Origin of the sequence: Vibrio kanaloae (assembly GCF_024347535.1) — a bacterium.
Classification (GTDB): Bacteria; Pseudomonadota; Gammaproteobacteria; order Enterobacterales; family Vibrionaceae; genus Vibrio; species Vibrio kanaloae.
On the sequence record NZ_AP025498.1, the window covers coordinates 1,296,201 to 1,316,482 of the forward strand.

The following is a 20,282-nucleotide window of genomic DNA, read 5'->3' on the forward strand; positions in this document are numbered from 1 at the left end:
TAAAAACAGACATTGAAAATAAGAGCAAGTTAGAAAATGCAAGCTCATAAGATAACTTGCTTAGAACCTACAACCTCAACATTCCACTGATCACGGTGGTTGCAGTACCAATCAGCTTAATCCGTCCGTTCGTTTGTAACTTCGTAGAAATATAACCACCACGATACGATGCTTGATAAGCGTCAAAACTGCGTTTATTCAACTTCTCTGACCAGTATTGAGTCAGAGCGCAATGTGCCGATCCGGTTACAGGGTCTTCATTAACACCCACCCATGGAGCAAAGTAACGAGAAACAAAGTCGAGATCAGGGTTTGACGATAATGCCGTCACAACAACTCCTCGCCCCTTAATGCCTTTCAAGGCATCAAAGTTAGGTGACAAATTCAATAGTACATGCTCATCGACGACTTCTATTAACTGCTTTGAATCAAACTCCCTGAATGATACAACTTGATTCCGTACTAAGCCCAAATGTTCAAGCAACGCTCCGTCGGGATCAGAACTCGATGATAAATCAGTACTAGGGAAATCAAGCTCGATAGAAGACTCACAAACGGTGGCAGCTAACTCTCCAGACAAAGTATTAAACACGACTCGGTCACCTGTTTTCACAAATCGTTGTTCTTTCAATACGTGGACTGTAGCCAAAGTACCGTGTCCGCATAGTTTCACTTCAACTTCAGGCGTGAACCATCTAAGCGTCATGGTGTTAAGTGCCAGAAAAGCCGTTTCTGACACCGCCATCTCTTCTGCGATTGAAAACATTAATGACTCATCCAAGGACACCTGTGAAATACAAACCCCTGCAGGGTTTCCTTTAAAAGCTTGGGCTGTGAACGAATCAACCTGATGTATCTCTAACTCCACAATGACTCCTAGTGAGGGCATAGGTTAAATATTGTTTAACACAATAAGCACAAATACTCTCTGCTACAAGTAGCTAACAAAAACTATTGTCCACGTCTTGTTGATTATAGAGAGCCTAATTACACCAGTTTCGGCATTTCAGTCACCAAACGTTTTAACTAACTGATTACATAATACAGTCAATTCACACATAATGAGATCGATATCGCAGAACAAAGATGAGACTGAGTGCATAATCCTCCTTATTTTGTAAAGGTTTACTAAGGACCATCTATGGATACAACAGCTCTCATCTACGATACATTGGAAGGGTTATCGAACGCTGAGCCGCAACAGCACGCTCAAATTCGCCAAAATCTCTATAACCAATTGGATTTATCATTTGAGAAACAGTTAGCCTTGTATTCAAATGTCCTAGGTCCAGCCAGTGCAGGGCGTATTACCGACCTAGAAAGTGCCGCTATTTCTGCAAGTAAAAGCCTTGGTCTGAAAAAGTAAACACTCCGTTATACGGATCGTTTGATACCATCGTTAAAGACGCTGCTTATATGCAGCGTTTTTTATATAAAAACATATTCTATCTTTCACCCTAAGCAAAACTTACAATAACCTTGACCTCTCCACACCGTACCGACCTCCCACAATTACTTGTTACAAATGTATATAACAAATTTATCAAGGTTATCGCCCGATACATTTGGTTAATCTTATGTTTCATATTTAACAGGTGCGTAACCATGTCTAAATGACTAATGTTAGTAGCACGTTAACCACACATCGGATGGAAGAATCATGAGAGTACTTATTGAATATACACAGACAGGCAAATATCGTGATCATGCGTGGGAAGCACTAACGATTCGTTCAAAAGGCGAAATTCAAGCTGTGACTCCCTCTTATGCGGCGCAGCTCATCGAACAGAACCGCGCCAGCTTATCGACTAATGAAAATCAAGATATCGTCATCCAACCTTAATGGCTTCAAGGGCTACCCCTCCTAGTTCCTTAAATCGAATAGTTCGATGACATAAAAAAAACGCTGCACGGATGCAGCGTTTTCTTGTTTCTATCGGAGATAGCTTTTCGAGTAAGTAACTTGATTACTTTGGCAGGTTCTCTAACGAATCAACCATTGTCATTAACTTATCGACAATTCTTTCGCCGTCTACTCGCAAACCATTGTGTTCATATTCATTAGTAATCCACGCTTTCGAATTTGGAATATTCGCCAGTGTTTCGCGGCTGTAATCCAGCTCTACGTACATGTCATCTGCGTAAACCGCACACGCCATCGGAACCGTATTCTTGCTCAGCTGCGCTGCGTTGTACAAAGTGCCCCAGTCCGATTTTTCAGCCAGCATGTTCGCCGCTTCACGCAGTGGCTTCAGTGTTTCTAGTTGGTCGAACATCCATGGATAAACCATTTCGCCAGTAAACCAGAACTCACTGCCCGATTGATAGTTGAAATGCGAATACTGCTCACGCACGCGATGTGCCGACCAGTTAGACGCTGTGCCTTGGCAGTAAATCGATTCATGCAGAATCGCGTAAATAGGGTTTGTTAGGTAGCCCTGCTCTTGCTGCATTTGATTTAGGAAGCTGTAGCTCAGCTGCTTGTTACCGTTCACTTCAACAAACGCACTCTCTAGTGTGAAGTACATAGGGAGGTTTGCTTCACCGCCACCAAGGTTAATACCAATCAATTGGAACTGTTCAACCGTAAACACCTGACCGTTTGGCAGTCTCACGTCGTTGTTAAGCAGGTAATCAGAGATCTCACAACACATAGCTTGCGCTTGTGGGAACTGAGCAAAGAAGGCTCTGTTTTTGTCTTCTACACGCTTGTAGGTTGCTCGATACACATCATCAGCTTCGCGCTCGATAGACGGAATACCGCCCGTGACATAACAACGCTGTAAGCTTTGTGGGAACAACGACAAGTAGCTAAGTGTACAGAAACCACCAAAGCTCTGGCCAATCGTCGACCATTGTTTAACACCGAACTGCTCACGAATCGCTTCCGCGTCGCGCACGATGTTGTCTGCTCTGAAATGCGATAGGTATTCAGCTTGCTGCTCTGGAGACAGGTGCGCCAATGTTTCGTGGCTGATCACCGTGCTGTTGCCTGTACCACGTTGGTCAAGAAGCAGCACACGGTAGTTTTGCAATGCACGCTTTAGCCAACCCGATTGACCGCTTACTCGTGGCGACGGGAAGCCCGGTCCACCTTGAAAGTAGATCAACCACGGCAGTTCTTGCGCATCCTTAGCGAGATCAACCAGCTCACGTGCGAAGACTTGGATCTGTTGTCCATCTTTTGCTTGGTAATCGAGTGGCAACTCAAAAGAGTGCTGACGATACAGGGTGGTTCCATCAATAAAGTTAGCTTGCACGCTTCATTCCTTTTTATCTGATTCTAATGTCATCGGTACGAATAAAAACGGCGCCCGTTGGCACCTTTAGTTAGCAAGATACGCATAGTGGCTTGTAAAAGAAACCGTTTGTTTAACATGATTGTGAAGGTACTTCATCTAATCGTTCAATTAACCTTCAACGCGTGACAACTTGTGTCAAAACAGAGAGTTTAAGGTGTGACCTATTGAGAGGAAGAACAAAAGTAGAACACAAATAAAAAGAGCTTAACGAGGTGAGGATACGTTAAGCTCTTTGGTTTTATCTGTTGTAAATGAGGTTTATAAATTCAATAAGCTCAGGATTTATAGGCCCAGTTTCTATAAGCTAAATATCTATAAACTAAAGCTCTATAAAATAAAGCTAAGAAGCTTCTAGCTCACCTGCACCTTGAATTGAACGTTGGCTGTTTTCAACAAGGATAGCCGTGGCCGTTTCTTTCAACGCGCCCCACTCTCCATCGTCAACTTCAATGCCCTCGTTCCACGCCTTCTCTTGAGTTTTAAAAAGCGCTTCCGATTCAATGTGTGTTTGGTAGCCATCTGACAAACGTTCGATATCGAAATCCTGGACGGAAAGCTCGATGGTCATATTGTGGATATGATCGTCCGATGCCAGAGGCAAATCTGATAAAAACAATTCTGGTGCAACGCAACCACGGTTAAGCACATACAAAGTGCTCTTAGGGTTGGAGCCATTATCCCAACGTGCAGTACACGCGATGCCCTTCGCCGCCAGTTTCACAAGCTCGCTGTACGCTAGCCAGCGGTTATGACAGTTGTTTAACTCAATTTTCAGCGTCTTCTTGCCGACCATTTTTTCAATCGCGTAATCCATCACCACAGGTAGGTGGCACGCTAAACTTGCCTTGTGCAGGTCAACTTCAACCGTGTTATCACTAAGCACTTGAATGTCCACTGGGCAATCGTCTTCTAACCCAATGAAGTTGCTCGCATTGTTAAAATGACGAACACCATCCAACCCCACCATTTGTAAATCTGCCACCATGTTCGCTATCACATCGGCTTCACCACATGTACGGCGCATACCCAGAAAGGCTTTATTGACGGCCGCTACCAGTTCATTGTGAGAAACGATCATAACGATTTACCTCCATGTTGAGCATTAATATGTGTAGTAGCTTTTTGTGAATCAGCGAGCTCCGCTTCACTTGGTAATACTGGGAACACCCATTCGTCCTGATGAATTTCATCAAGCAATGGCGCACCTTGGAAAAACGTCACTCGTACCCAACGGTCTGAGCGAGGATCAAACTTAGTCGCACCAAACATCGCAAGCTTGCAACGCAGTAAGTGCATTGGTGGCGAATCTTGGTGCAGAACATTCATTTGAATGTCGCCCATCGCTTTGTTGCCTAGCGTCCATACACGACGTGCAATAGCACGATGCTGCGGCTGCTTAACCAGGAACTCAGCCAATGAAAGCTCTGGCGCGAATTGCAATAAAGCATGGTACAAACGGTAAGCTTGGCGGCCGATATCTAACGGCAATTCACGCTCTTCACCCAGCTCTTCACCTCGAACACCGAGTCTTGGCTCTTCTTTGTCTTGAGAGCGATACCAGAACCAGTAGTTGTTCTCTGCTTTCGTGAAGTCGGTGGTGATCGCCCAACGGTACTTTTCTTCTAACACAACCAATAGGTCTTGGATCTTTTTACCACTAGGAAGCGACAATGTTTCGCTACAGTTCATTTGCTCTTGATGGGCGTCCACTAATTCTGGGTACAATTCCATCAAGCATGAGATAAGGATTTCTTGGGCTTCCATACTCATGTGCTTAGATTGTTCGACTAACTGTGCCCATGTATCGCACAGGCTGACAGAAGCTTCTAATGATTGATCTGTGTGCTTCAAATCATCAACAGCAGCTTTGTTCAGCTCTTGCTGTGTTTCATTGATAGTAACGACTTGCTCTAAATGACAAATCGCTTTTTTAACTAAGGTACGTAGTGGCTCGATCAACGCCGTATCAGTCTGACTCGCCAATACCGCAGCCAATGCTTGTTCACGGGTTGTCATCCATTGATCGACAATCCTTGGGTGGTTAATAAGGTATGGCGCCATGCCTAAACCTGTCGCATTGCCAACACCAAGGTAACGTTGTAACCCTCTATGCAAGGCAATTGCTTGTCCGCCGCCTTGCTGCTCAGCTAGGTAATGAACCCAATCTAGGCTGAATTCTCGCAGCATATAAACTGCACACATTTGTGCACTGAACGACTGGTTAAAATCTGGATTGTTTTCCAATATTCTAAAATCAGCAATACCAAATTTTCCATTACCATATACCGCAGTCGTTCGCAGAATATAGCCCACTTCAGCCAGCTCTTTCGGCGTTGGCTGGACACCTTTAGCCAAATGACTAACAATATGTTCAAATACACGCACACTTTTGTTTGCACGCGCTAAAACAAGCACATTATTAGAGTTACGACCAGCTTCTTGAAGCGGTACATTCGCACGAAGTCTTTCAAGTAGGGCGACATCAACATCACCAAGAACAAGCGCAAACGTTACGTCCCACTTTTCAGCAATTACACGGTCATTTCGTTCGTCGTCTGCAATTTCATCACAAAAAACAACCAAATGATAAACATGATTTGGCGTCGCTAGCTTATAGATAACGTGGCCAAAACCTTGAGCGTCTAATTGCCACTCATGCTTAGTCACTTTCCATTGCTGTTGCGCCATTTTACGAATCAAAGTTCTTACGAAGCTGATACGTGTTTGGTGCATAGCGCCCAGCCTTTCCGGTGCCATGACGACGGTTGCGTCACGTAATACTGATTCAGTGTAGGTAGAACGATGTGCATCCATTTTGCTCACCACCTTTGTAGTTATAAGGGACTTGCTAGCCATTCAGAACAGGACGTTGCCGTCATTTAAAGCACTTGTTATTAACAGTATGCTGGTTAGCTTCCACGTTTTTGATAGTTATTGAAGCAAGCGAACTCGCCCATTATTATTTGTTCTCACTAAGTCTCTTCACCTAAATAATGCCGTCCGATGTATCTTCACCAGTACGGTTTTCCTCTTCCTTTCGGAATCTTGTGTCAGCCTTCTTTCAAAGGCTGATTTGTTCTTATTTCATCAATTTCTTACAGCGTCTTCTCTTTTATAAACCTTGTTCTTTCGCCATCTTGATTGCGATTTGAGGCGCATTCCAAAGCGATGGTAATAAGATAAAGGACACCGGTACCGCAGTGATAACAATGAAGGATTGCAGCGCTGAAATACCGCCAGAGCCTAGGGAAATAAGAATTAACGCTGTTACCCCCATCATCACACCCCAGAAGGTACGAATAATTGCATTCGGTTCTGTCTCACCACTGATAACTACACTGATGGTGTAAGTCATTGAGTCACCGGTCGTTACGATGAAGATCGTGGTTAAGATCAAGAACAGAATTGAGATAAGCATTGGCATTGGTAGTTGCTGAGTGACCGCCAGTAGCGCGCCTGGTAAGTTAAAGCCTTCAAACGCTTTACTTACACTGCCTGGATCTGCAATTTCGAACGCAAGACCAGAGCCGCCAACAATCGTGAACCAAAAGCAAGTAACAAACGGTGCGATAAGACTAATGGTTGATACCAATTGGCGAATACTACGACCGCGAGAAATACGAGCAATAAAGATTGCCATCATTGGGCCGTAACCTAAGAACCAACCCCAGAAGAACACGGTCCACCAGCTCAACCAACCTTCGTCACCACGGTAAGTTGCCATTGGAATGAAGTTGTCAATCATGCTGCCTACACCTTGAATATAGCCATTGAAGATGAAGTTTGTTGGACCAAAAATCAGGATATAGACCATCAATGCCATCGCCAAAATTACGTTGTAACGGCTTAGCATTTGCATTCCGCGGTTAAGACCACTTAATGCCGACAATGTGTACAGAACGATCGCAAACAAGATGATGATCAGTTGGGTCGTAAAACCGTCTGGAATACCAAACAATTCGTTCAGTGCGTAGCTCACTTGCAAGCCCAAGAACCCGATAGGACCAATGGTGCCCGCCGCTACTGCGACAATACAACATGCATCAATCAATGCGCCTGTATGGCCTTGCAGTGCTCTTTCGCCTAATACAGGGTAAAGCAGAATACGAGGTTTAAGCGGCAAGCCTTTGTCGTAGTGAAGGTGCATAACCACAATCGAGGTCAAACTACCCACAATGGCCCATGCTAAGAATCCCCAGTGCATAAACGATTGTGATAACGCATTCACCGCGCCTTGCTGTGCATTTTCTTGCGCGCCATACAATGGTGGTGGGCTAACGTAATGTGCAATCGGCTCTGCTGCAGCCCAAAATACACCGCCACCAGCAAGTAGCGTACAGAAGATGATCGCCATCCAACGGAAGCCGTCCATTTCAGGTTTAGCGATGCCACCTAGGATAACCTTGCCTGTTCGCCCTGCCGCCAGGCCAAGACCAATAAGAAAAGTCAGAAGAAGAAGCATTTGCCAGTAAGGACCGAACACTTTTACAGACCATGCAAAGCCCGTATTTACTAGGCTTGATAACAGCTCCTCATCAAACAAAGCAAGTGCCACGAACAGAGCGATAAAACCGCCGCTGTACCAAAGTGCTGGGTTGGTTAGCCCTAATTTGTCTGACGTAGATTCAGACTGGTTTGTGTTGCTGTTTGTATTACTTGCTGTGTGTGCTTGACCCGCATTTAAGCTTGAAGATTTCACGCTATTGGTTAAATCAGACATACTCTGACTCCAGAGGTTTCTTTGCAGCTGTCATTTGAATGATGACTACAAGGGTGTATTTAACACCTGCCCTATTGTTTTTTGTGTTGGGCAGGCTAATCCATGTTTGGGTTACCGCGTTGCGAAATAGACCGTTGTTCCTTTTGAATAGTGAAATTGGTTAAGCAGCACTTGCTCATTGAACGTTTGTTAGAAGGCTGCCTTTTAGATGATGACTAGCGAGAAACGCTTAAGCCTTGCTTTGCGGCTCTAGGCTATCTTTCAAGAAGTTAAACCAGTTTTCTCCCAAGACTTGCCCAGCTTCAGACTCGCTGAAACCATGACGCATCAATCCGTTATATATATTTTCCATACCCGCACTACCGCAGAACCAAGGCAACGCATCTGGCCAACCTGAGTTGTTTGCAGAGCCTTCACCGTAGTCCATTGCTTTAGACCAACGACCATTTCTCATCCATTCAAGAACAGCTTGAGGTTGGTTTAAGCATAGGTCACTACCAATACCTAGGTGTTCTACGCCGACCATGTCAGCGGTAGTCGCGACCATCTGGCAGAAGTCTTCCAACGTACATTGGCTGCCGTTTGGTAGGTGGAATGGGTATAAGCTGAATCCGATTAAACCACCGCGTGCGGTTAGGGCTTTAATCACATCGTTTGATTTGTTTCGTAGCGCATCATGAGCGAACGTCGGATTCGCATGGCTGATACAAATAGGACGAGAAGACAGGTCAATTGCTTCAAGTGTTGAGCGTTCGGCACTGTGAGACATATCGATGATCATGCCCACTCGGTTCATCTCTTCGATGGCTTGCTTACCAAATCGAGTAATACCCGTATCGTTCTTCTCGTAGCAACCCGTCGCCAATAAGCTCTGGTTGTTGTACGTCAGTTGCATGATCAAAAGACCTTGCTTACGCATCACTTCGATAAGACCAATCTCATCGTCGATTGGAGAACAGTTTTGAGCACCAAGGAAAATACCGACTTTGCCGGTCGCTTTTGCAGTTTCAACATCAGCCATTGAATGAATCGGCATGATAATGTCTGCATTCTGCTCGAATCTTAAGTTCCACTCTGCAAAGCGAGATAAGGTTTCACGAGCTGTCTCGTGGTAAACCGCGGTAGCGTGAACTGCTGTAATGCCGCTCGCCTTTAGTGTTTGGAAGTATTCTCTGTTCCAATTGCAGTATTGCAATCCATCTATAACAATCCGTTGCTGGTACATAACCACTCCTATTGAAAGCTCAGTGTTCTAGCTCGGTTTTGAAAACACGCTCAAATAACATGTTTTCAAAAATGGGTTAAATCACGTCTCTAATTTCATTTGCTGTGTTGGGTTTGGGTGTTGGCCTGACTCTATGAATCAGGCCAATTCTTATCAATAGAGAGCTGACTAGTAAGGACGCTGGTAAGCCGTCTTCACTACTGTGTAGAACTCTTTCGCGTATTGACCTTGCTCACGAGGACCGAAGCTAGACTCTTTACGGCCACCAAACGGTACGTGGTAATCAGTGCCTGCTGTTGGTAGGTTCACCATCACACAACCTGTTTGCGCTTGTTGCTTGAACATTGCGCTAGTACGTAGGCTCTGAGTAATGATGCCGCCTGTTAGACCAAAGCGAGTATCGTTGGTCGTCGCAATCGCTTCTTCTAAGTCAGCCACACGAATCACGCTTGCCATTGGTGCGAACACTTCTTCTTGGTTCACTTCCCAATCGTTCTTCGTGTTCAAGAACAGCGTTGGAGACATGTAGAAACCTTCGTGTTTCATGCTCAAGCGTTCGCCACCGAATGCCAGCTCACCGCCGCTTTGACGTGCTTTCTCAACCCAACCCAGGTTCGCTTCAAGTTGGTTGCCGTCAACAACAGGGCCCATGAATACGCCGTCTTCTAGCGCGTGACCCACTTTAAGTTCGCTCATGCGTTTGATTAGTGCTTCAACGTATTGGTCGTGAATGCCATCCATAACCACAAGGCGAGAAGACGCGGTACATTTTTGACCTGCGCCAGAGAACGAACCTGCAATCGTTGCATCAACCGCTGTTTGGATATCAGCATCGTCTGCAACCACAAGTGCGTTCTTACTGCCCATTTCTAGTTGGCAACGAACGAAGTTTGGCGCTGTAGCAGCGGCAACCTTACGACCCGTATCAACCGAACCGGTAAAGCTCACACCGTTCACTTCTTTAGAGTTGATCAGTGCATCACCCACTGTTGAACCGCTACCCAGAACAAGGTTGAACGTACCCGTAGGGATACCTTGACGGTGGATGATTTCAGTAAGCGCAACCGCACTTGCTGGTGTTAGGTTTGCTGGTTTCCAGATAACGCTGTTACCGAAAGCAAGCGCAGGAGCGATTTTCCAAGCCGCTGTTGCTGTCGGGAAGTTCCAAGGAGAGATGATGCCAATAACACCAACGGCTTCACGAGTCACTTCAACAGAAACGCCTGGGCGAACTGATTCTGCGTTATCACCAATCTGACGAAGCACTTCAGCCGCGAAGTATTGGAAGAACTGACCTGCACGGTAAATTTCGCCACGACCTTCAGCAAAAGGCTTACCTTCTTCACGAGAAAGCAACGTACCCAGCTCGTCACAACGTGCAATCAGCTCATCACCAATCGCTTGAAGTACTGCTTGCTTACGTTCAATTGGCGTTTTTTCCCACTCTGGTTGAGCGTGCTTTGCCGCTGAAATCGCTTGTTGAACTTGTTCAGCACTTGCTTGTGCAAAGTTACCGATGTTTTCAGAAATATCTGATGGGTTAATGTTCATAACGGTGCTTACACCCGCTTGCCATTCGCCGCCAATGTAAAGTGCGTTTTCTGCTTGAACATTCTGTAATTGAGTCATCATTCTGTCCTTGTAACGGTTTGGTCGCGGTTGAGCCTGGCAACCATCTGGTTAATTAATAAACTGTTAATATTCAGGTAATTAATTGCTAAAATAAGTCGTATATTTCGTATCTAAAGTGAACCTGTTCGCTTGTATCAATAAACCGCTTTAATTCAAAGAGTATTGAACCGCAAATAGCCTTAGTTCACAGTCGAGTTATTCAGGTTGAGACGCCGATGCATAAACCACGAACTCGACCAGCATCTCTTCTCTTGCTAACCCTGCAACGACGACCGCAGCACGGTTTGGATAAGGTGCATTGAAGTATTCTCCGTATACGCTGTTTACCGTTTTTAGGTATTCACGGTCTGTCACGTAAATCAGAACTTGCAGCACGGAATCCATAGATTCGCCTGCACACTCCAACGTATGAACAAGGTTGTTAAAAGTCTGTCGCGTTTGCGCTTCAATACCGCCCTCTACGACTGCGCCCGTTTCATCAATTGGAATCTGCGCGGTGTATAGAGTACCGTTATTTACGATCGCCCACTCTAGTGGTGCTTTTGAAGCAAAAAGAGCGGTTTTTACTGGGTGTTTTTTAGTTTGTGCGTTCACGATTCCATCCAACTTTGTAACAACTATGTTTCAAGATGGTTAAATACTGCACCTTGACGAATGATAAATCTAACGGTAAATTTTGTGCATTTGATAAATAAAACCTATCACCTATCAAAAAGTAAGGTATAGCAAGGGCTAGAGAAGGATCAGTGCCATGAGTATTAAGCTACAACAGTTAAAACATTTTGTTTTAGTGGTCGAAGAAGGCGGATTTCGAGCAGCATCTCACCGAGCAAATCGATCGCAAGCGGCACTTTCTACATCAATAAAAGAGCTAGAAAAAATACTCGGCCAACCACTGTTTGAAACAGGCAACAAATCCACACTGACTCCTTTCGGGGAAATATGCCTTCCAAAAGTCATTCAGTTTCTTAATATTTACAATGCGTTAGACAATGACTTACGTGCCGCCGCCGCAGGACAACAAGGAAGAGTGCGAATAGCGAGCGTGCCATCGGTAGCGGCAAAATTAATCCCTAGTGTTTTAGGAGCTTTTTGTGAGCAGTACCCGAATGTTGAGGTAAGCTTGATTGATGACAATGCGGCTGGTGTGGAAGCAAGATTACTCTCTGGGGAAGTGGATGTTGCCCTCGGAAATATCTCCCATTTAGAAGAAGAGAGCATCGATTTCACGCCATTGCTCTCCGATCCTATTGGTGTGGTCTGCCTCAGAGACAACCCTATCGCCTCTCAGTCCGAGGGAATAGAATGGCAAACTTTGTTAAAACAACCGTTCATTCGCAACGGGACGTGTACCCTACTTGACCCAACACCCGCACGAATGCTCAGTGAACAAGCGCTCTATTCCGTGGAGAACATCACTTCGCTGTTTTCTGTATTAGAACTTGGGATAGGCGTAACCACGTTACCTAAACTGGCCTTTCCTACCAATGAGACCCGCTTGGTGTGGATTCCGTTGATTGACCCGCCATTACAGCGTCAAATCGGTATTTTTAGATTAGCCGACCGTACGATCTCACCGCAAGCTCAGGCCTTTCACGATCTGTGTATTCAATACCTCAGCTATGGAGACAACAAAGCGTAACTCATTAAATACATGATTGGTCAGAATTAGAAACTTTCACGTAGTTCAACGGCTCGTTGGTGCTAGACATACACATAGCTTTTTTCAAGCAAGCCTTAACCCCAGGCCATAGGTTAAGTTTAGTGGATCAAAAAAAGCTCACTAAATAGCGAGCCTTTTGATATCTGCTTAAGTAAAACCTAGGTCAAACCTTACTTAGGTTTAAAAAGAGTAGCAGTTTAGAACTATAACTTAGAAGAATTCAATCGAATTGCGTCCGCTTTTATCATCACGTTGTGGCTTTGGCGTGTCCGCTTTCTTTTTCGGTCTGTTTTCTTTCTTCTTCTCTTTTTTCTCTTTCTTAGGTTCAGCTTTAGCACTTAGCGTATCTGCAGTGCTCCGCTGCGATTCTTTCTTGCTTGAACCCTTTTTAGACTGACCTTTCTTCGTCTTGTTGTTTTGTTGCGGCGCTTCTTTTTTTTTCGGTTTTTCTGATTCTTCTTGTACTGGCTGATCACACACCACTACATAGTATTCTTGATTGAATTCAAAGAAGTCGCCATCGTACATTTTACGACGCTTACGCGTTTCTAGCTCACCATTTACCGCTACGTAGCCTTCAGAAATGATGTGTTTAGCCTCACCGCCACCGCTTACTAGGTTAGCGATCTTAAACGCTTTGTAGAGCTCGATTGGCTGAGAAGAAACATCGATACCAATGGCTTCGATTTCAATCTCTTCGCCTTCTTCACCGTGATCGTAACCTTCGTAATCAGCGTCTTCGTAATGTTCTTGGTCCATGGTGACCTCTACCTAAATATGTACTTCTGAAATATTGGGCGCAGTGTAATCTTAAAACAACGAAATGACCATGTTGAATTGATCAGGTCATTATTTGTTTTAATGCTGTCACCTCCGTTATAACGTCCCACCAACATTTGAAAGACTCACAAGCTGCTTGGTGTATTCATGTTGCGGATTTCCGAACAAAGTCTCAGTGTCGCCCTTCTCTATTACCTCACCAGCTTTCATCACAATAGTGTAGTGACACAAGGATTTCACAACATTCAAATCATGGCTGATAAACAAATAGGTCAGGCCGTACTTTTCTTGAAGTGACTTCAGTAAATCCAGTACTTGAGCTTGGACGGTTCTGTCTAATGACGATGTTGGTTCATCGAGCAAGATAAACTCTGGCTTAAGAATAAGAGCTCGTGCAATGGCGATACGCTGCCTTTGTCCGCCAGAAAATTCGTTGGGATAGCGGTGACGAGTTTCTGGATCGAGGTCGACTTCTTTCATTACGTCACAGATGCGTTGGTCGAGTTCATTCTCATCCAATTGTTGATGCACTAACAAACCTTCACCAATCACCTGAGCGACCGACATTCTTGGGTTCAACGCAGAGAATGGGTCTTGAAAGACGACTTGCATACGGCTTCGAAATGGTAGCATCCGCTGGCGGTTTAGCCCTTGAAGCTGCTCGCTTTCATAAGTGATCGAACCTTCACTCTCCACCAGCTTTAATATCGCCATACCTGTGGTCGACTTACCCGAACCACTCTCTCCAACTAAGCCAATTGAGTGCCCTTTCTTCAAAGTGAACTCCATGTCTGTTACGGCTTTGACATGAGAAATGGTTCGCTTAAATAAACCGCCCGTAATCGGGAACCAAACACGAAGTTGATTAACATCGAGCAGAGGTTCACTTTCCGGAGAAACTGGAACGGGCAAGCCTTTCGGGTCAGAGTTGATAAGCTTTTGCGTATAAGGGTGAGCTGGTGCATTAAAGAGTGTTTGGCAGTCATTGCTTTCAACCAAGCGACCATCTTTCATTACCGCTACTCTGTCGGCAATCTTACGAACGATGCTTAAGTCATGAGTGATAAAAAGCATCGCCATACCCAGCTCTTGTTGCAGATCTTTTAACAGGTCGAGAATCTGCGCTTGTACTGATACATCCAAAGCCGTTGTCGGCTCATCAGCGATAAGCAGTTCTGGTTCGTTGATCAGTGCCATCGCAATCATCACACGCTGACGCTCTCCACCTGACAGCTCGTGCGGATACGCGGATATCTTCTGCTCTGGGTAACGAATACCCACCTTTGAAAGCCACTCTATCGCCAAGGCTTGCGCTTTATTGGTTCGCATTCCTCGGTGAATAGAAAGAGTTTCAACCAGCTGCTTACCGACTCGATGAAGTGGGTTCAACGACACCATAGGCTCTTGGAAGATCATGCCGATGCGACCACCACGAATCCCGCGCAATAGCCTTTCAGAGCAACTCAGGATATCGGTACCTGAGAAATTAATCTTACCGTTTAAGTAGTGCGATGAGCCTTTAGGCAGCAGTTTTAAAATCGAGTTAGCTGTAACCGATTTACCGGAGCCACTCTCGCCCACCAGCGCCAATGTCTCACCTTTGTATATTTCTAAAGAGACATCTTGCGTCACTTGTTCTATCGAATCTTTTCGCCCGAAACCGACCGACAATTTGTCGATGGTCAAAACTGGAGAAGCAGGCGTTGTATTTGAAGTCATAACCTATCCTTACTTCTGTTGATGTGGGTCGAAGGCATCACGTACAGCTTCACCAACGAAGACCAGTAACGTCAGCATCAGTGAAAGCACGACGAAAGCAGAAATACCAAGCCAAGGCGCTTGCAAGTTAGCTTTACCTTGCGCCAATAGCTCACCTAACGAAGGCGAGCCCGCAGGAAGACCAAAGCCTAAGAAATCTAACGACGTTAATGTGGTGACCGAGCCTGAGAGGATAAACGGCATCATGGTTAACGACGCCACCATCGCATTGGGTAGCATGTGACGAAGCATAATGCGTTTGTCACCCACGCCCATGGCCTGCGCGGCTCTTACGTAATCAAAGTTTCGGCAACGTAAGAATTCAGCTCGAACAATCCCAACCAAACTCATCCAACTGAACAACACCATAATCCCGAGCAACCACCAGAAATTAGGCTCAATAAAGCTCGATAGAATGATCAGCAAGAACAGAGTCGGCATGCCAGACCAGACTTCAATGAATCGTTGCCCAAACAAGTCGACCCAACCACCGTAATAACCTTGTGTCGCCCCGACTACGACGCCGACCACGCTCGATACGAGCGTCAGAATAAAACCAAATAGAACGGAAATACGGAACCCATAAATGATGCGAGCTAGCACATCGCGCCCTTTATCATCGGTTCCTAGCCAGTTCACTGAATCTGGCTCCGATGGCACCGCGCCTGAAATATCGAAGTTTATCGTATCGTAGCTAAAAGGAATGATTGGCCACACGATGTAACCGTTGTCTTCAATGAGCTCAATAACATACGGGTCTTTGTAATCCGCTTCGGTTTCAAACTCGCCACCAAATTCGGTCTCGGCATATTCATTAATGACAGGCACAAACCACTGATTATCATAAGAAACCAAGAGTGGCTTGTCGTTGGCGATGATCTCTGCGAACAGACTCAGTCCAAACAGAATGGTAAATATCCAAAGGGAGATAAAACCACGCTTGTTTGCTTTAAAACGCAACCAACGAGCTTCAGCTAAAGGGTTGTTAAACATTTATTATCAATACCTTTTTATTCATTCGCCATTAACGTGCTTCAAAATCAATTCGAGGATCAACCCAGGTATACGTCAGGTCGGAGATAATGCTCAGTACCAAGCCGAGCAAGGTCATGATATAGAGAGAGCTGAACACCACTGGGTAATCTCGCTGAATGGTCGACTCAAAGCCAAGCAGACCGATACCTTCAAGTGAAAACATCACTTCAATCAACATAGAACCCGTGAAGAAAATACTAATAAATGCGCTAGGGAAACCCGCAATAATGATCAACATAGCGTTACGGAACACGTGCTTGTAGAGAATACTGCTCTCGTCCAAACCTTTTGCTCGCGCTGTCACCACATATTGCTTGTTGATTTCATCAAGGAAAGAGTTTTTGGTCAGCATGCTGAGCGTGGCAAAGCCGCCAATGACCATTGCAAAAATAGGCAACGCCAAGTGCCAGAAGTAGTCGCCAATTTGCTGATACCAATTGAGCTGGTCGAAGTTACTCGACACGAGTCCACGCAATGGGAACCAACTGAAGTAGTTACCACTCGCGAACAAAATAATCAGGATAATCGCAAACAAGAAGCCCGGAACAGCATAGCCGACAATCACCACCGCACTCGACCAAATATCAAACCGAGAACCGTGATGTATCGCCTTCATGATGCCTAAAGGTATCGAAATCACATAAATGATTAAGGTACTCCATAACCCTAAGGAGATGGAAACAGGCAGTCGCTCGATGATCAAATCAATAACGTTGCCGCCCTTAAACAAGCTTTCACCGAAGTTAAAGGTCGCGTAATTTTTCAACATTTCAAAGTAGCGAACATGAATCGGCTTATCAAAACCAAACTGCTTTTTGATTTCTTCAACCACTTCCGGATCAAGCCCACGAGAACCTTTATAGCCACTGGCAGACGCTTGGTCACTTTCGCTTAAATCAACTTCTTGTCCACCACCAGAAAAGCGCTCCATGATGCCGGAGTTATGCCCTTCTAATTGAGCAACAGCTTGCTCTACCGGACCTCCGGGCGCAATCTGGATAATGAAAAAGTTGATGGTGATGATCGCCCACAGCGTGGGGATCACCAACAGTAAACGCCGAAATATATACGCGGCCATGCTAACTAACTCCTAGCGACGTTTTTCAGGAAGCAAAGCCGCCTTCTCTTCTGAAATCCACCATGTATCAATACCTAAATCGTATTTAGGCAATACATCTGGACGCTCAAACTTATCCCACATTGCTACGCGGTACTCACCAACGTGCCATTGCGGGATGTTGTAGAAATTCCACTGTAATACACGGTCAAGTGAGCGACCTAGTGTAAGAAGTTTTTCAGGATGCTGTTGGTTACGCGCAATTTTTTCTGTTAACGCGTCAACCACCGGATCCATCACACCTGCAGTATTGTAAGTAGAATCAATGTAGTTAGAGTTCCAAACGATCATTAAGTTTGGGCTAGGGTAAGGGTTTGCAGAAAACGATGAAGACACCATGTCGAAGTCACGATCGCGCAAGCGCTTGATATACTGAGTGGTATCTATGGTGCGGATCTTCATCTCGATACCCATGCGCTTGAGATTCTTTTGAACTGGTGTTGCAATTCGCTCCGTGGTCGGGCTGTAAATCAATAACTCAAAAGACATTGGCTTACCACTCTTTGCGTTAGTCATTACTTTGTCTTTCAGTACCCAACCTGCTTCTTTCAATAGCTTGAAAGCGGTACGCATTTGGCTACGGATACGACCGCTACCATCGGTTACTGGCGGCTGGAATTCTTCAGTAAACACTCGTGGTGGGATTTGATCTTTATACTGCGACAGTAATTCAACTTCGTCTTCGCTTGGTAAGCCTTTCGCTTCATAGTCCGTGTTTTGGAAGTAACTACGAGTACGTTTGTACTGACCATAAAACATGTTCTTGTTCATCCACTCAAAGTCCATCGCGTACGTTAACGCTTCACGCACCTTAGGATCTGAGAACACAGGAGATTGAATATTGAAGACAAAACCTTGAGTCGTTTCAGGCTTCTCGTGGTTTATCTCTTCTTTAATGATGTAGCCTTTATCGAAATTTGCACCCGTGTAAGAGTTGGCCCAAAACTTAGCCGAGTTCTCGGTTCGAAGATCGAACTCCCCTGCTTTGAAGGCTTCCAACATTACCGTGTCGTCACGGTAGTAATCGTATTGCACCTGCTTGAAGTTATTACGGCCAACGTTAACTGGTAGGTCTGCTGCCCAGTAATTTTCATCTAGACCATAGGTAACACTTTGGCCCGATTTGTAGCTGATGATCTTATAAGGGCCACTACCGACTGGTGGCTCACTTAGCGGCTCAGACAGTTTTCTGTCTTTCCAGAAATGTTTCGGCAATACACGAGTGCTTTGCGCGAAGCTAAACAGTTTTTCGCGGTTTGGGCTGTTCATTTCAATGCGAACAACCAAATCAGAGACCGCTTTTACTGACTTAATCTCTTTGTAATAAACACGATACTGAGGCACGCCCTCGGTTGAGAACTTGTCAAAAGTGAAGGCAACATCATGCGCGGTGATAGGCTCGCCGTCTTGGAATTTAGCATTTGGGTTGATGTCGATTTCCATCCAAGTGAAATCACTGGCGTAGCGAACCTTTGAAGCAATCAATGGATAGTACGCATCAATCTCGTCACTCGGAGAAAACATCAAGGTATCGTAAATCTCTCCGGTATAACTTGCAGCAACGCCGCGGGAACCGAATCGATTAAAGCTATCGTACGTACCTATGCTGCCATAGGTCACTTTGCCCTGCTTTGGCGCATCAGGATTAACGTAATCGAAGTGAGTGAAATCGGCTGGATATTTTGCTTCACCAAAACCAACCAGTTGTGTGGTTTCAATAACGGTGGCAGCAGGAGGTGATTGAGTTTCAGAAGCGTAAGTAACGGAGGGTTGTAAAGCAATAAGCGGCAACATGATTGCACATGACTTCAATTTAAACCTGAAAAACTGAGTGCGTTGCGAGGCTTTACTTCGAAAATTTGTTCCCATTTGATTCTCCCTTCAAATGTTATAAATTCTATATCCAACTTGATTGACCGGCTTTAAATGCACACCGTTAAAGCAAGTATAGGTTCAAATCTAACATCATGTAATAACTAATAAAACCATCAGCACTCCATCTATTACCGTTTATTTATAAATTACTTGGTCCGGTCTAAAGAAATAAAACGCGCTAGAACCGAAGCTGTATCAGTGACTAGCGCGAAGTGTTGTTGGTATTAACTATTGAACGCCGTACTCATCAAAAACAAGTTCACCAATTTCATTGATCACAGTGTCACGCTCTGGAATGGTTAATTCGGTTTCCGTCAGAGAGATACTGATGATCAAAGGAGCATGAGTTTCACTCCACACAATTGCGGTAATAGCACGTGAACCATAAGCACCCGCCCCTGACCTATCGGCAATCCTCCAACCATCAGGCAGAATCGAACGGATCATCCCATCGGAGACTTTATTATCCATCATCCAAGTCTTTAGCTGAGCTTTAGATTCTTCTGATAGCACGTTGCCATACACCAATTCGTTTAACGTTTTTACCATAGTGTTTGGTGTCGTGGTGTCACGCTCATCGCCCGGACGAGCATGATTCAAATAGGGTTCGATATGGTCAAGACGCGTTTTTCTGTCTCCCATGAAACGCAAAAACTCAGTTAACCCGTTAGGCCCACCTGTGCTGCGTAACACTATATTAGCGGCCGTGTTGTCGCTCATTTCCATGGTTGCGGCACATGCGCTTCTGAGTGAGATCTCTTTACCGACAAATGATTTAGTAATCGGAGACCAAGCAATAAGCTCATCAGGTTCTATCCCAACTTTTGACTCTAAATCTAATCCTTCACTTTCATGGTCATAGAGAAGATTCGCACACGTTAAAGTTTTAAAGGTACTCATCATTGGAAAGCGTTCGTCGCCCTTATAATTCCATATTTGCTCCGTCGCGGAATCGTAAACTGCGACACCAATGCGCGCCGAGATACGAGATTCGATTTTCGCAATAGAATAAGCCTCAAGGGAATGACTCAATGACGATGTAGAGAAGAGAGCACTCAATGACATAAGAGTAAGGGAAGTATATTTTTTCATTCTTTAACCATTACAAAACTATCGATTGATCGCAGATAAAAATAAATGCGACGCCTTAAAAGCGTCGAGTGGAGAGAATCTAA

The 20,282-nt window shown here is 45.0% G+C and carries 16 protein-coding genes and 1 pseudogene; 3 read left to right on the forward strand and 14 right to left on the reverse strand.

Going from position 1 to position 20,282, the window contains the following annotated elements; all coding sequences use genetic code 11:
* Nucleotides 1-67: 67 nt before the first annotated feature.
* Complete coding sequence (locus tag OCV24_RS19955) at nt 68-868, reverse strand: PhzF family phenazine biosynthesis protein (protein WP_150879216.1); 801 nt, start codon at nt 866-868, stop codon at nt 68-70.
* Between the two features lie 273 nt (nt 869-1,141).
* Between OCV24_RS19955 and OCV24_RS19960 the strand changes: the two genes are divergently transcribed.
* Together OCV24_RS19960 and OCV24_RS19965 are read left to right on the forward strand one after the other, a co-directional pair.
* Complete coding sequence (locus OCV24_RS19960; protein ID WP_017058451.1) at nt 1,142-1,366, forward strand: PAS factor family protein; 225 nt, start codon at nt 1,142-1,144, stop codon at nt 1,364-1,366.
* Between the two features lie 294 nt (nt 1,367-1,660).
* A complete protein-coding gene (locus OCV24_RS19965; protein WP_137033811.1) occupies nt 1,661-1,843 on the forward strand; it encodes a hypothetical protein in 183 nt (60 codons plus the stop codon).
* 124 nt (nt 1,844-1,967) lie between these two features.
* Here the strand turns inward: OCV24_RS19965 and OCV24_RS19970 are convergent, their stop codons facing one another.
* From OCV24_RS19970 to OCV24_RS20000, 7 genes and pseudogenes are all read right to left on the reverse strand, one after another.
* On the reverse strand, nt 1,968-3,260 hold the full coding sequence (locus tag OCV24_RS19970; protein WP_123962016.1) for an alpha/beta fold hydrolase: 1,293 nt from the start codon (nt 3,258-3,260) through the stop codon (nt 1,968-1,970).
* Nucleotides 3,261-3,642: 382 nt separating this feature from the next.
* Nucleotides 3,643-4,380: a DUF3726 domain-containing protein gene (locus tag OCV24_RS19975; protein ID WP_048660319.1), complete on the reverse strand. Its 738-nt coding sequence runs from the start codon at nt 4,378-4,380 to the stop codon at nt 3,643-3,645.
* A pseudogene (locus OCV24_RS19980) lies at nt 4,377-6,181 on the reverse strand (hypothetical protein). Before OCV24_RS19980 ends, OCV24_RS19975 begins: the two are co-directional and overlap by 4 nt.
* A gap of 233 nt (nt 6,182-6,414) precedes the next feature.
* Nucleotides 6,415-8,022 carry a BCCT family transporter gene (locus OCV24_RS19985; protein WP_102506193.1) on the reverse strand — a complete coding sequence of 536 codons (1,608 nt, stop codon included), beginning with the start codon at nt 8,020-8,022 and terminating at the stop codon, nt 6,415-6,417.
* A gap of 229 nt (nt 8,023-8,251) precedes the next feature.
* Nucleotides 8,252-9,247: a membrane dipeptidase gene (locus OCV24_RS19990; protein WP_046224746.1), complete on the reverse strand. Its 996-nt coding sequence runs from the start codon at nt 9,245-9,247 to the stop codon at nt 8,252-8,254.
* A 168-nt stretch (nt 9,248-9,415) separates the two neighbouring features.
* Complete coding sequence (locus OCV24_RS19995) at nt 9,416-10,876, reverse strand: aldehyde dehydrogenase family protein (protein WP_208806555.1); 1,461 nt, start codon at nt 10,874-10,876, stop codon at nt 9,416-9,418.
* Between the two features lie 198 nt (nt 10,877-11,074).
* Complete coding sequence (locus OCV24_RS20000; RefSeq protein ID WP_004741170.1) at nt 11,075-11,473, reverse strand: RidA family protein; 399 nt, start codon at nt 11,471-11,473, stop codon at nt 11,075-11,077.
* 157 nt (nt 11,474-11,630) lie between these two features.
* Between OCV24_RS20000 and OCV24_RS20005 the strand changes: the two genes are divergently transcribed.
* Nucleotides 11,631-12,521 carry a LysR family transcriptional regulator gene (locus tag OCV24_RS20005; protein ID WP_150879213.1) on the forward strand — a complete coding sequence of 297 codons (891 nt, stop codon included), beginning with the start codon at nt 11,631-11,633 and terminating at the stop codon, nt 12,519-12,521.
* A gap of 231 nt (nt 12,522-12,752) precedes the next feature.
* On the opposite strand, the gene OCV24_RS20010 is transcribed toward OCV24_RS20005, so the two are convergent.
* The 6 genes from OCV24_RS20010 to bla form a co-directional block, all read right to left on the reverse strand.
* Nucleotides 12,753-13,301, reverse strand: coding sequence for an RNA-binding S4 domain-containing protein (locus OCV24_RS20010; RefSeq protein ID WP_136998133.1), 549 nt, complete (start codon nt 13,299-13,301; stop codon nt 12,753-12,755).
* 117 nt (nt 13,302-13,418) lie between these two features.
* Nucleotides 13,419-15,041 (reverse strand): microcin C ABC transporter ATP-binding protein YejF, encoded by a 1,623-nt coding sequence (yejF, locus tag OCV24_RS20015; protein WP_150879212.1) that lies wholly within the window; start codon nt 15,039-15,041, stop codon nt 13,419-13,421.
* 9 nt (nt 15,042-15,050) lie between these two features.
* Nucleotides 15,051-16,073 (reverse strand): ABC transporter permease, encoded by a 1,023-nt coding sequence (locus OCV24_RS20020; RefSeq protein WP_150879211.1) that lies wholly within the window; start codon nt 16,071-16,073, stop codon nt 15,051-15,053.
* Nucleotides 16,074-16,104: 31 nt separating this feature from the next.
* A complete protein-coding gene (locus OCV24_RS20025; RefSeq protein ID WP_017058463.1) occupies nt 16,105-17,193 on the reverse strand; it encodes a microcin C ABC transporter permease YejB in 1,089 nt (362 codons plus the stop codon).
* A gap of 12 nt (nt 17,194-17,205) precedes the next feature.
* Entirely contained in the window at nt 17,206-19,101 is a 1,896-nt protein-coding gene (locus OCV24_RS20030) for an extracellular solute-binding protein (RefSeq protein ID WP_017058464.1), read from the reverse strand.
* Between the two features lie 234 nt (nt 19,102-19,335).
* Entirely contained in the window at nt 19,336-20,199 is an 864-nt protein-coding gene (gene bla / locus OCV24_RS20035; RefSeq protein ID WP_150879210.1) for a class A beta-lactamase, read from the reverse strand.
* Nucleotides 20,200-20,282: the final 83 nt, after the last annotated feature.